13 protein-coding genes are annotated in these 13739 nt (G+C 39.7%); 3 read left to right on the top strand and 10 right to left on the bottom strand.

The window, feature by feature from the left end; genetic code table 11:
- Positions 1-10 precede the first annotated feature (10 nt).
- A complete protein-coding gene (locus F8N35_RS10585; RefSeq protein ID WP_293052503.1) occupies positions 11-577 on the top strand; it encodes a hypothetical protein in 567 nt (188 codons plus the stop codon).
- A gap of 5 nt (positions 578-582) precedes the next feature.
- Positions 583-1014 carry a hypothetical protein gene (locus F8N35_RS10590; RefSeq protein ID WP_293052506.1) on the top strand — a complete coding sequence of 144 codons (432 nt, stop codon included), beginning with the start codon at positions 583-585 and terminating at the stop codon, positions 1012-1014.
- A gap of 218 nt (positions 1015-1232) precedes the next feature.
- Here the strand turns inward: F8N35_RS10590 and F8N35_RS10595 are convergent, their stop codons facing one another.
- From F8N35_RS10595 to F8N35_RS10605, 3 genes are all read right to left on the bottom strand, one after another.
- Positions 1233-1382: a hypothetical protein gene (locus F8N35_RS10595; RefSeq protein WP_293052509.1), complete on the bottom strand. Its 150-nt coding sequence runs from the start codon at positions 1380-1382 to the stop codon at positions 1233-1235.
- Positions 1383-1663: 281 nt separating this feature from the next.
- The gene (locus tag F8N35_RS10600) at positions 1664-1792 is read right to left on the bottom strand and encodes a hypothetical protein (RefSeq protein ID WP_293052511.1); all 129 of its coding nucleotides are present in this window, start codon (positions 1790-1792) and stop codon (positions 1664-1666) included.
- 88 nt (positions 1793-1880) lie between these two features.
- Positions 1881-3104: a site-specific integrase gene (locus F8N35_RS10605; RefSeq protein WP_293052513.1), complete on the bottom strand. Its 1224-nt coding sequence runs from the start codon at positions 3102-3104 to the stop codon at positions 1881-1883.
- A gap of 414 nt (positions 3105-3518) precedes the next feature.
- Here F8N35_RS10605 and F8N35_RS10610 point away from each other — a divergent pair, with 414 nt between their 5' ends.
- Entirely contained in the window at positions 3519-3806 is a 288-nt protein-coding gene (locus tag F8N35_RS10610; RefSeq protein WP_293052515.1) for a GIY-YIG nuclease family protein, read from the top strand.
- A 266-nt stretch (positions 3807-4072) separates the two neighbouring features.
- On the opposite strand, the gene F8N35_RS10615 is transcribed toward F8N35_RS10610, so the two are convergent.
- The 7 genes from F8N35_RS10615 to F8N35_RS10645 form a co-directional block, all read right to left on the bottom strand.
- Positions 4073-5263, bottom strand: a complete 1191-nt coding sequence (locus F8N35_RS10615) for an ATP-binding protein (protein WP_293052518.1) — start codon at positions 5261-5263, stop codon at positions 4073-4075.
- A 233-nt stretch (positions 5264-5496) separates the two neighbouring features.
- Entirely contained in the window at positions 5497-6000 is a 504-nt protein-coding gene (locus F8N35_RS10620) for a flavodoxin (protein ID WP_293052521.1), read from the bottom strand.
- A 116-nt stretch (positions 6001-6116) separates the two neighbouring features.
- Positions 6117-8150 carry an alpha-ketoacid dehydrogenase subunit alpha/beta gene (locus F8N35_RS10625; RefSeq protein ID WP_293052524.1) on the bottom strand — a complete coding sequence of 678 codons (2034 nt, stop codon included), beginning with the start codon at positions 8148-8150 and terminating at the stop codon, positions 6117-6119.
- 207 nt (positions 8151-8357) lie between these two features.
- Positions 8358-9608 carry a dihydrolipoamide acetyltransferase family protein gene (locus F8N35_RS10630; RefSeq protein ID WP_293052527.1) on the bottom strand — a complete coding sequence of 417 codons (1251 nt, stop codon included), beginning with the start codon at positions 9606-9608 and terminating at the stop codon, positions 8358-8360.
- Positions 9589-10272 carry a lipoate--protein ligase family protein gene (locus F8N35_RS10635; RefSeq protein ID WP_293052530.1) on the bottom strand — a complete coding sequence of 228 codons (684 nt, stop codon included), beginning with the start codon at positions 10270-10272 and terminating at the stop codon, positions 9589-9591. The genes F8N35_RS10630 and F8N35_RS10635 overlap by 20 nt, the downstream gene beginning before the upstream one ends.
- 14 nt (positions 10273-10286) lie before the next feature.
- The gene (gene lpdA, locus F8N35_RS10640; protein WP_293052533.1) at positions 10287-11633 is read right to left on the bottom strand and encodes a dihydrolipoyl dehydrogenase; all 1347 of its coding nucleotides are present in this window, start codon (positions 11631-11633) and stop codon (positions 10287-10289) included.
- A 360-nt stretch (positions 11634-11993) separates the two neighbouring features.
- A complete protein-coding gene (locus F8N35_RS10645) occupies positions 11994-13679 on the bottom strand; it encodes a tetratricopeptide repeat protein (protein WP_293052536.1) in 1686 nt (561 codons plus the stop codon).
- Between the last annotated feature and the right edge of the window lie 60 nt (positions 13680-13739).

Raw genomic sequence — 13739 nt, forward strand, 5'->3', positions numbered from 1 at the left:
TATTTTCATTATGAAACATTTATATTTTTTTTTCACTTTAGCCTTGTTGTTTGTAGGATGTAAAGGACAAATCAACAAAGTTGAAACTGTTCATTATTTCCAATCGGGCGATACCCTAAGCTTTCAAGCTTTAAATAACAAATCGAAATATGAAAACTTTCGGGAAGTAATTAATACTGGCAACCCGATTCGATATGCTTATATTAACGACAACTACTATGGCTTGTATTTCCTTAGTGATTTAATAATGGCCAATAAATACCATTATACAGATGCATATGTACACATTTATTACCATTATATGTCTCCAGATTTTAACAAATCCGAATGGAATGCATTGGATACGGTATCCCAACACAGGGCATTATACTATTTACAACGAGCTGCAGAAACAGGTAGTAACAACGCACAGGAAATACTTGGACAGCTGTATCTAAATGGTAATGCATTTCCTAAAGACATAAAAAAAGGGGAATATTGGATAAAACAATCCGAAGAAAAAAAACAAGGTTTAGCGCAGCAACGATGTTGGTTTTGGCGGGAGAAATGGCACTTAATATACACGCAGAAATATTGATTATCATGAAAAAAATACTATTCGTCACAGTATTAATAATTTGTTGGGGATGTCACAAGAATACTCCCAAGAATGTAGAAATAGTTGCGTTGCCTAATTTTATTCAATATCATGAAGATTTATATCGCAAAACAGATTGTGGAGATACACTAGCTTATGAAAAGTTTAAAGAAGAATATTCGAAAGAAAGCTATTTTCCGATATTACTTCCGATATGTTTGAAAATGGCCGATAAATACCATTACCGACATGCTTATTGGGATGCTTATCTCTGTCTTTGGCATGCTTTTAATGACGATGATAAAAATGTAGCTATTTATGATTTAACTCGTTTTGATCCAGATTCACGCCAAATGGCAATTTATTATCTGGGTGAAGCAGCTAAAAGAGGCAATCAACAGGCAAAAGACATCCTGATCAAACAATACATTCGTTAAACAAGGGGGAATGGCTTAGGGCAGACTTACGGGTCTGTCCTTTTTGCATTGAATAAGAAGTGCAAAAAAACAATCGATTAAATGAACTTTTTTTGATGTGCCATTTTAGAGGGTTTGAGGTAGCAAAAACACGTTTTTTTGCAAAGTTCATTTATTAGATGGATTTAGTGAACTATTAGCCGGACAAAATAAAAGCCCCGGGTGGGGCTTTTGGCGTTTTATATAGCTGCGATATTTTTCTGGTAGAAGTCCAGGAACTTCTTTTTGGTAAGCATGGCATCGATCATGCGGTAAAATACATGCTTATCGTCATCATCCAACTGGTCGATCATCCTTACTTTCTCCGAAACGGATTTATCTTCAATCACCACTTTCACTGGGATTGTATCTTCCAGATTAAGCTATAGGTATATAGAAAAATCGGATGCTTAAAATATATCCAGATAAATACATTTTTCAATTGATAAAAAGAATGTTTTTGCAAATCTTCTTTCTAAAATAATGAACAGAATGAATGAAATGAATAGTTTTTTATAAAATATTTTTCATATAGAAGCTTACATAGAAATATAAAATAAAAGATTGATTTATAGCTCATTTCATTCACTTTCTTCATTACTATTATTCCCTATTCTGGAAATAAATTTTCTTAAAAAAGAGGACTTTCAATAATCATTTCTGAATTATCTACAGGAGAAAAAGCCCTGAAAATATCATTTTCAATCTCTTTCTCCACCTCATCAATAGAGGCAAGCAGGTGTTCAACCATTCCTTTCATAACGATATAATTTAACGTGTTTTGATACAGACTATATCCTTGAGAAATAAAAATTATAAGGCAATCAGGAAAGAAAACACTTACCCGCTTAATCAAAGCAGGTAAGTAATAGAGCATTCTTTTCGCGCTCTTCACGCTCAAAGCTGGCTAAGTAAGCTTCTGTAGTCTTCAAATCAGAATGCCCCAGAGACTCGCTTATGTAGGCTATATTGGCTCCTCCTCGCTTCAATATGGTAGCAAAAGAGTGTCGGGCTGTATAGGTAGTTATATGACCAAATCCAAGAGTATTACCAATCTCTTTCATCCTTTTATTGATCCGTTTTGTTAGTTCTTTTGTAATGGTCTTTCGTTCCAAAGGGGTTTCGTTGCCGTTTAAATAGGGGAATATATAATTATCAGGATTGGTTTCGCTTCCCCATCGATCAATAATTGCTTTCAATTGTGGTGTTATTACACATCGTATCTCCTTTCGGCTCTTTGCTGTCCGTTCCGTCTTTTGCCGTACAAAACAAATTTCTCCGTCAAGAATATTTGAGTATTTCAATTTCACAATATCGGCTACATTAATACCATTACACATGTAAACAAACAACCATAAATCCCGATATTTATCAGTAGTCTCCCTCCCGTCGGAGTAATGAAATATCTGTTTTATCTGTTCCATAGACAAAGCTTTTTTATGGCCTTCGCCAGTTTTAATTTCAAACCGGTCTTTACCGAATGGGTATTGAGACTCTTTGATAACACCCGCTTTTTTTGCTTCATTCATTATGGCTCTGATATTACGAAAATACATTCCAATTGTGGTCTGATTTTTTGTTTGAGACCAGTACTGTTCGCATCTCTTCAACCAAGCGATATTAATAGCCGAGAATGGGATGTCTTTACCTCCAAACTCTTCAAGCACTTTGAGCGTATTAATGTGAATAAACATGGATCCGATTCTCTCCTCACTTTTAAGTATGTCTATTTTCGCCCGTAGCGCATTGTTAACCGTATCACCCGTTGCTCTTCCTAAACGAGAATTTAAAAGGTCAAAATTGAATTCTCCCTTTTCTGCAAGTGCTTCTACATTATTGCGCACCAGGGAAAAACTGTTTTCTATGTTGCCACGAATATTTTTCCCGGTTACTGTCCTATTGCCAGAAAGATTCTCCCAATCTGACTTGGTCATGCTGATGCCCGTGGAATAATAAGCCCGTTTGCTTTGAAAGTTTACTCTTATCTTTACCGGGTATTCACCTCTCGAATTAGGTTTACGGGTATCGATCATTGATGCCACACTAATTCCGTCTTTTACGAATGTATTCATCCAAATTTCAAGTTAAGTGTGAGGCTTTGTTGCACACACTTATACTTTATCCCAATATAAAAGGAATTATAAATTGAATGGGTAAACAGACGTGATTTACAGCGTTTTTCAAACTTGATTTGAAGGTTTTTCGGATAGTCAGGGGGCAAAATTTGGAACACCAAAATTGCACTTAGCTGGGTGAAAGTAGGGGAAAATAGATGAAATCGGATGAAAAATGAAAGTGCACAAAATGAATATTATGTGCTGGTTTTTAGCAAGATATGCAACGAAATGAAGCGGCTTGAAAAGCCATGAAAATGGCTTAAAAACGACTCATAATCAGGGGGTCACAGGTTCAAGCCCTGTTGGGCCCACCCCTTAAAACGAAGGACTTACGAGATAAATCGTAAGTCCTTTTTTATTTCATATTTTATGTGTGGATGCTATGTTATTTTTAGCAAAAATCTGAACAGATTCTATGTCGGAGCCACGCAGGATGATGTTTCTACAAGAATAGAACATCATAACAATGCTGAATATGGTAAGAATAAGTTTACTGCAACGGCTAAAGACTGGGAACTCTTTCTGTTTATCCCCGCCAATGATTACCCACATGCTATTCGCATTGAAAGAAAAATCAAAGCCATGAAATCTTCCGTATACATCCGTAATCTATGCAAGTATCCTGAAATGCTTCAAAGGTTGGTTAGTCGCACCTGACTCTCCCGATAGCTATCGGGACAGGGGGTCACAGGTTCAAGCCCTGTTGGGCCCACCCCTCGAAATGAAACACTTGCACTTCTCTGTGTAGATGTTTTTTTATGTGGTGCCAACAAAGTGCCAGCAAAAAGGAAAAATATACCAAAGGGGAATATAAAGTTACACTATCAGTGTAAGTTCTTAATCAAATTGTATCTGATTGTGAACCAAATTGTTTATTTATTTTTAGATGAATTCTGTTGCCCAAGATTCCTCATTGAAACAGTTTATAGTTCGACCTTTTTCAAAAAATCGCTTAATCCGCAAACTTCCACATCATTCTTAATTGGATAAGATGTCGATACTGGAGAAACAATATATGTTTTATCCGGTTTTGTCGTTTCTATAGCGCTCCAAAAGCCTTTAGTTACTTGTGGTGCTGATGAGGCTTTGCATTCTACGGCAATCGTTCGGGTACCTCTTTCAATGAGCAAATCTAATTCATCTCCTGTCGCACTGCGGTAAAAAGAAAATTGACAATCTTTCAATGAAGAAATGATGTTTTCAATTACAAAACCTTCCCAAGATGATCCGAAAACAGGGTTGCCCATTAGAGAATTAAAATCATCAATTTGTAGCAACCGATGTAATAGCCCGCTATCTCTTATATATATTTTGGGAGATTTAACTAAACGTTTTTTGATATTCTTTTCAAATGGAGGTAACGAATGGATAATAAAGGTTTGTTCCATCAAGTCGATATAGCGGCGGATAGTTTGATAGGTTACACCTAGCGATTCCCCCAATTTGGATGAATTAAAAAGTTGTCCTTGATTGTGCGCACACATAGTCAGCAGTCGACGAAGTTGCAATGCAGGAATCTGAAATCCGAGCTGTGGAATATCCCGTTCTACATATGTTCTAAGGAAATTTTCTCTCCAGAGTATGCTCCCTTGATCTGATAATGCAAGATAACTGTCAGGATACCCTCCTCTAAGCCAGAATTTATTTAATTCAAAATTTGCTCTTTGCTCAACTTCTTCAATTGTAAATGGTGTGAGTTCAATAAACCCAACCCTTCCAGCTAACGATTCTGATGTTTTCTGTATAAGGTCTTGTGAAGCAGAACCAAGCAAAATGAATCGTCCCGGACGACGATTACGGTCTATCTCACTTCGCAACACAGAAAAAAGTTCCGGTACAAACTGAATTTCGTCCAAACAAATTGTCACATTCTGATTAGCTTGGAAGAATAACATAGGTTCTCTCAGCTTATTTAGGTCATCCAAGTTCTGGAGGTCTAAATACAAATAGGCATCCGAATTCTGATAGAGCATTTTCACCAAAGTAGACTTTCCGCATTGCCTTGAGCCTAAAATAGCAACAGCTGGAAATACTCTTAGATTCTCATTTACAAACACTTCTATATTTCTGTTTATTAATTCATGCATATCATAAATGTGATTTCTATTTTGCACAAATATAATAATTGCATTTAGAACTACCAAAAACAGAACGATATTTTGTTTCTGAAATGCATAGTACATAATAGAAACCAGAGAAAAGTATCTTTTACAAATCTCTGTGTAGATGCTACATTATTTTCAGCAAAAATCTGAGCAGATTCTATGTCGGAGCCACGTAGGATGACGTTTTTACATTGCTTGAGGTTCAATGAAATGTATCTGCGTGTTTTGATGCAATATTTGCTCTACAGGAACTCTCTTTTCAACTGTTCTACCCAATTTCGTATTCGTTCATCGGTTTTGTCTGACTGATTATCCACATCAAGAGCCAATCCTAAGAAGTTGTTATCTCTGATTGCCTGTGATTGCTGAAAGTGGTAACTCTCAGACGAGGTCTGTCCTGCCAATTCGGCTCCTTGGACTTCAACCACTCTTGCCAATATGCCGATGGCATCAACAAAATTGTCGGGATAATTTTGTTGATCGCCCAGGCCAAAAATTGCCACTTTTTTCTTGTGCAGATTCAATGTCTTCAATTCCGGGACAATTTCATCCCAATGAGCGGGCAATTCACCGTCAAACCAGGTAGAAACGCCCATAATCAGGTTGTCATACGCTTCAAAATCGACTCCCCGTGCGGTTTCGACGGGAATCCGGTCAACTTGCGTATCGCCAAATGCCTCCTGTATTTTTGCAACAATAGCAGCAGTCGCTATACCTGCTCCATAAAACAAGCCTATTTTTTTCATACTATAATAATTTTTTAATCTAAGGAAGTATGTAACTTCATGTTGCTGAAGATTATTACAGTCCTCTTGGACGTTGTGAAGCAACATGTTCGTTTCGTGTGTTTATTTTTTACGGTTTAATATTCCAGCAATTCTTTTGCCGCCTTATAAATGCGTTCCTCGTTTGGTAGAATGGCCTGTTCAAAAACCGGATGAAAGCCAACCGGCGTAAATGTAGAACCGACCCGTTGGATGGGCGCGTCAAGATATCGGAACATCTCGGTTCCGATCGTGGCAGCAAGTTCAGCCCCGAAGCCGGAAAACACCTTGTCTTCATGCACAACAATCACCTTGCCTGTTTTTTTTACCGATTCAAACAAAGTCTGTTTGTCGAGGGGAATGAGAGAGCGGATATCAATCACTTCAATATTTCCTATGTTTTCTTTAGCAAGACGTTCTGCTACTTTCAGGCAAAGATGAGTTGTATTCCCGTATGTAATCAGGGTCGCATCATCGCCTGTCCTGCGAATACGTGCTTTACCAAAGGGAACTTCAAAGTCATCGGGAACGACCGTAGCTGCTTCCACCGCATTGTACAATGCCTTGGGTTCCAGGAATAGGGTAAATCCTTTGGATCGCATTGCAGTGCGCAACAAACCCGCTGCATCGTCGGCAAAAGAAGGATAGACAATGCGGGCTCCGGGCAATGTCGACAACGCCCCTTCAACATTCTGGGAATGATACAATCCTCCGCCTATATATCCTCCGGAGGCAAGGCGCAAAGTGATATTAGGCGTAAATTGCCCGTTGCTTCGCCAATATTCATGGGTACATTCAACATACTGTTCCACTGCCGGCCAGAAATAGTCTGCAAATTCGGCTCCCTCTATTACAATATGAATTTTGGGGTCGAAGCGGCACATCCCATTCGCGGATCCAACAATAAAGTCTTCCGCAATAGGCGCATTGAATACGCGTTTGCTACCAAACTCCTTCTGCAAACCCTTTGTCACGTTAAAGACGCCTCCCTTATCCCTGTTAGCCACGTCCTGTCCCCAAAGAAAGGTGTCGGGATTATGACGGAATTCGCTTTTTAATGTTTCGTTGATAGCCGTCACCAGATTCGTCTTTTCTCCGGCTTCGTTATGCGTGCCGTCACGATATTTTGCCGGGAGATAGGGTTCGGGCAATACGAAATCCAGTACGGTAGACGGATCGGGATCGGGAGCCATAATGGCGTTGCGATTGGCAATACTGAGTTCTTTCTTAACTTCGGCTTCTATCGCCAACAATTCTTCTTCTGTGAAACGATTGTAACGCAGCAACATGCGGCGAAATTTAAGTAGCGGATCGGCAGCTTTTACATACGACAACTCATATTCATCCCGGTATAGTGACTGGTTATCTGAATTGGAATGAGAGCCGATACGTACGCAATTGGCATGCACAATCACAGGAGAACCCGTCTCGATGGCATGTGCACGGGCCTCGGCCATGGCATTCATCGAGTCGAACACGTCCTTGCCGTTGCAATAAATGATTTTCAGATTTTTGAATCCTGAAAAATTTTCGGCCACTTTTCGGTTCGCCGTTTGATCTTTCTTTGGTACCGATATTCCGTAGCCATTATCCTGTATCACAAAAATTACCGGGAGTTTCTCGGTGCTCGCCCCATTAATTGCTTCATAAACATATCCTTCCGAAACGGTAGCTTCGCCAATAGACGTGATTGCCACTCCCGTATGATTATAATAGGCCATAGCGCGGGCTACACCTACGGCATGCATGGCTTGCGTGCCTACGGCAGAAGAAATATTCTCGATATGCCATTCTATTTTAGAAAAATGGTTGGACATATGCCTGCCGCCACTTGTGAGATCCGTCGCTTTGGAAATGCCGTTCAAAATGATCTCTTCCGCAGTCATTCCGGCTGACAAGGCGGTCAGCATATCGCGATAATACGGGAATAAAAAATCCTGACCACGGACGAATGTTTGTCCGATGGCTAACTGAATTCCATCATGCCCTGCATAAGGAGCATGAAATGACCACCCGAGCGATTGACGCTGATGCATCGGAGCTTTTTCGTCGATAGCCCGTCCCAGTGTCAGCAGGTGATACCATTTTTGAAGTATGTCTTTATCTGTGTTATATATATCCAATGTTTTCATACGATAATAATTTATTTTTCAAAGGTCGTATGGAACTCCATGTTACTGTATTATCATTCGCTTTGGTGCGATCCAAAACATGTTCGTTTCATACTATAATGATTTTTTCATTTAACGAATCATGAAACTTCGTGTTGCTGAATTATTTTCCGATAGCTATCGGAATCTCTTTCTGGTTGTAAGTCAACATGATAGTTTCGTGATACTTTACTTTGAATCCCAATTTTCAAGATATTCGGCAATATGGAGTAAAAATTTGCCTCCCAAAGCGCCGTTCACAATCCGGTGATCATATGAGAGCGATAAAATCATTTTGTGCCGTATGGCTATCACGTCGCCATCGACAGTTTCGAGTACCGCCGGTTGTTTGACAATATAACCGACACCAAGAATAGCTACCTGCGGCTGGTTAATAATCGGCGTTCCTGCAATATTCTTGAAAGTACCGAAATTGGTAATGGTAAACGTTCCTCCCTGGATGTCATCGACTTTCAGTTTGTTTGCACGGGCATTTCCGGCCAGAGAGTCCATTGTATGAGCCAGGCCGCTGATACTCAATTTATCTGCATCGTGCACAACGGGAACCACCAGATTGCCATCATCGAGTGCCACTGCAATGCCGATATTGATATGTTTTTTCAGAATCATACGATACCCTTCAACCGAGGCGTTGACTTGCGGATAAGCTATCAACGCTTTCGTCGTAGCTTCTACTATTGCCGGCATATAGGTCAGGCTAATGCCTTCGTGTTTCAGGAATGAGTCCTTGTTGCGTTTACGCCATTCCACCAGTTTGGTAACATCCACCTCAACGAAGGTCGTAACATGTGGCGAGGTCTTTTTAGACAGCACCATATGGTCGGCAATGATGCGCCGTACAGGATCCATTTCCACTATTTGGTCTTCGTCGCTACTTACAACCGGTGTTTGTACCCTTTGTTCCACAACAGGTTCAGGTTTTTTCGCTACTGTAACAGAGGGAGCCTTGACTCCATCTTTCGTTTGTGTTATATATCTCTGAATATCTTTTTTACTCAAACGGCCTAAATACCCGCTACCCTGAATCTTGTCCAACTCGTCCATAGGTATGTTTGCCTCGTTTGCCAATCGAAGGACAACGGGCGAATACCATTTTTCTTCTTTTGTCTCGACGGGAGCGATTTCAATAGTAGCCGATGAAGTATCGGGTGATGTATCTTGCTCCCCGGTATTTTCTCCTTCTATCTGCATTACCATAACAACCGTACCGACAGAAACCGTATCGCCTTCGCTGAAAAGGATTTTCAATACCATTCCTTCCACCGGTGAGGGAATTTCGGCATTCACTTTAGCGGTAGTAACCTCAAATAGAATATCGTCTTCCTTAACGGTATCACCCACTTTGACAGACCATGCCACGATCGTTCCTTCTGTAATACTTTCGCCCAGTTTGGGCATTTTAATATCGAATGTTGTCATTGTTGTTCATTTTTAATCGTTCAATTTCTGCAATATCTTGATTGTTCAATAAATAGTTTTCTCCCGAAAAATGTTTCATAATCAGGTGCTTGAATTGCTCTATCTGCATAGACCCCGATAGATGCTCACTAATATTGGTTACCGGGCATTTTACCGATCTCAGATATGTTCTCGGATCAGTATCCGGACTATCCAATACTTTTTCAAGCACGAATAAATCAGTCGAGAATAATAACGAGGCATGAAACATTGTCCTGTCTTTGTAAATATACTGGGCACTCCCCGAAATTTTCAATCCATTTATAGTCAAACCCAAACGTTTGTCGGGTTGTGCCTGTATCCCTATTGTTGCCAGAAAGTCGATAATCAGTTGGGGATATTTATTGAAATCGGGTTTCTTGTTGCTTTCAATAAATGTCAGATTCACATTCCCCAAATCATGATATACGGCTCCTCCTCCCGAAATTCTTCGTCCTATTTTTATCCGGTGCTGATCTGCAAAATCCACATTCACTTCTGTCCGCACATTCTGATGTTTTCCTATGATGACAGATGGTTCGTTTTGCCACATCATAAAAACACCTTCTGAACTGTGCTGCAGCAAATACTTTTCAGCAGCTATATTAAAATAAGGGTCTGTATAAGGGTTGTTTATACATATCATAACGGGTTGTTTGACTATAAAAACAGACTTTCGTGTATGATTTCGCCAACCGTAGGGTGGGGGAAAACAATTTGTTTAAACTCGTCTACGGTAAATTTTCGTTCTATGGCAATGCCCGCCACTACGATGAGTTCTGATACCGGATTACCCATAAGATGGCAGCCAATGATTTGTTCCTGTTCATTGATTATCAACTTACAAAGTCCGTTTCCGGCTTCGTTTTCGGCAACAAACCGGCCGGAATAGGCCATTGGCAGTTTTAATATGCTGTATCTTATATTTCCCGCTATCAGTTCTTCCTCCGTCTTGCCTATTCCGGCTATTTCCGGATTGGTATAAACCACTGCCGGGATGGCATCGTACGACATTCGGTCTGAGAGGCCTAAAATATGGTTAATAGCGACATCGGATTCCCGCATGGCCGTGTGGGCCAACATGGAAAATCCGGTAATGTCTCCACAGGCATATACATTGGGATTCGATGTCTGCATATATTCATTCACGTTCGCGCCATTGGACCTCAATTCGATATTCAATTTTTCCAGACCAGGCATGTTCAGTACGGCTTTCCGTCCAACACAAACCAATATTTTGTCCGCTTCGAGTGTGTTTGTCTTTCCCTGTTGTTCTATTGTGATGCCGGTTTTACTTACTTCCGTCACTTTAGCATTGAGATAAAACGAGATACCTTTTTTTGTGTATTCAGTCCGGAGCATGGCTGATGTTTCTTTGTCCATTGCGCCCAATATTTCAGGCATCATCTCAATAACATGCACTTTTACTCCCATGCAATTAAAAAAAGAGGCGAATTCCATTCCGATTACGCCGCCGCCTATAATGGCAAGTGATTGAGGAGTTGTCGTATTGTCCAGAGCTTCTTTCGAAGTCCAATAATCGACCGTTGAAAGCCCTTTGATAGGAGGTATCACAACATCGGAACCATTACAAAGCAAAAGATAACGCACATTGTATTGTTCATTATTACACACGATGCAGATCATCTCTTTTGCGTTTTCTATAGAGGCTTCGCCTTCGATGATTGAAACGCCGGCGGCAATCAGTTTCATTTTGACTCCGGCCGTTAGTTTCTTCACAACTTTGTTTTTACGGCCAATGATTTTATCCAGAGCAAACGAAGGAGTACATTCAATATTGATTCCATATTTGGATGATCCTTTGGCATTGTCTGATAATTTGGCGGAATAGAGTAAAGTTTTGGAAGGAATACATCCCTCGTTAAGACATACTCCTCCAATGTCTTTTTTCTCGAATAGAACTGTTTTCAGACCGTTTGTGGCCGCTCTTTCGGCTGCATTGTAACCGGCAGGTCCTCCGCCGATGATTGCTATATCGTATTCCATAATTACATTGATTTTCTTGAGTAGAATCACAAATATAAACAGGATTACAGCGATTGATAAAAACGGGATGTTCTTTTACGGACTATTAGAACTTAAGGTTGCCCTTCAAAAAAATATTTATCTTACTGTAGTAAACGAATGAACGGGGAGAAATAGATGGGAGTCGTACGGAAGACTGAAATGTGTAAAAAAGAGGAGCAGAGGTTCGGGATTTGTTGAGGCAGCTCGTTAAAAACAAAGGACTTGCAATGTGTGTCGCAAGTCCTTTGTTTTTTATTGATATAAAGCTACGGAGAATGGATCTTTCCAAAAGTTGAGCGTCATTTTGATGGCTAAAAATTAGATTAAGTCAAGCTTAATTTACTTATAAGGCAAACGGGAAATCAATATCTTTTCGGGACGGTTTTCGGGTTCTGTGTCGTAACTGTAGTAAATGGCAGAGGCCCATTCATCAGGCTTGGATACCTTGGGGCCTAAGGTGATTTGTTTTACTAATTTGCGGATATTCACCAGTTCTATGTACACCTTAGGCGGATTGGTCTCACGGTCGCATTTTTTCTCGAACTCGACTCCTTTTATGACCAGCCGTATCTCATTCTCGTTTTTGTAAGCATCGCTTTTGAACAAAAAGGCAATACTATTCAGGTATTTCTCCAGAACCGAACGATCTTCTCCCTTATATTCGGTGACTTTCTCTTTTAGCTCTTGCATCAATGTATTCAACCCGTCTTCTATCGCCTTCTCTGCGCCAGGAATATGGAAATTCGGTTTAGTGATATCGTGATCCCAATAGGCTACCCGGTAGAAATTAATATCGTCTTCAATCTTTCTATTGTTTTCTTTTTGCCCCTTTGTTAACAACAAATTAATCTCCTCGATAAAATCTTTCATCTTTAAAGTAATGGCACAACCTCGAGCCTCAACTCCGTTTTCCTTGCCATAAAAGCGCCACAGATTCAAATCATCGTGTTTAGTCTCTGCAACGAAACTACCAATAAACGGCTTTGGTGCAAATGGTGCGGCAATCAAACCATCCGGTTTACAATTAAAAGATTGGTATTGCAAATAATTAAAAAGCTCGGTTCCTTCCGAAGTATCGTTCAGAAAGCTACCTTCCGAAATCCGGAATAGGCTATTTCCCTCCAAAATCAACTTCCGGAGAACCGACAATCCTGTATAATGGGTAATACAACCTTCAGTAATCAATAAGAGTTTTTTAATTTTTGAAGTTAAATCTCCAATAGCCGCAATCTCTTTATCTTTTATTTTTTCACGAATTTCTTCAATAAAATCTTTAGCTCTCTTTGCCCAGAGATCATCTTTTTCATTTGTAAGATCTAAATATTTTTCAAAGTCTTTGATGCATGCATCTAAATTTTTTCCACTAGCTCTTCTTTCTAGACCTCTATTATAATAAGGATCGGGTATGTTAGGATTTAATTCTATAGCCTTCCCATAATCTGCTATGGCTTCATCGGGGTGTCCTTTATTTTTCCACGCTATGCCTCGATTATTATAAGCATCACAAAATTCAGGTCTCAATTCTATGGCTCTAGTATAATCTGCTATGGCTTTATCGTATTCCCCTTTTTCTCGCCATTCATTTGCTCTATTATAATAAGCACTTACATAAGATGGGTTCAGTTTTATCACCTGACTGTGATCAATAATAGCTTTATCATATATACCTTTATTGTTCCACGAGTTTCCTCGATTATTATAAGCATTTACATGATTAGGCTTTATTTCGATGGCTTTGCTGTAATCGGCAATAGCTTTATCATAGTCGCCTTTATTGTACCATAAATTTCCCCGATTATAATATGCAGAACTAAACTCAGGGTCTATTTCTATGGCCTTGTTGTAATCGGCTATTGCTTGATCATAGTCGTTCCAATCATCAAAAGCCATACCTCGACTATTATACAATCTCGCATCCTTATGCTGTTCTAATACCTCATTGGTCAATAAATCGATTACCGCTTGGTATTGATTCTTATAATACAGTTCATTTGCCTGTTTTAATAGTTCTTCGGGTGTTGCCATAGCATTGGATTTATAGTATCGGGCATTTGCATTAGATTCAATTTGCATTGCAAACTTAGT

The sequence above is a fragment of the Paludibacter sp. genome, assembly GCF_009712605.1.
Lineage (GTDB): Bacteria > Bacteroidota > Bacteroidia > Bacteroidales > Paludibacteraceae > Microbacter.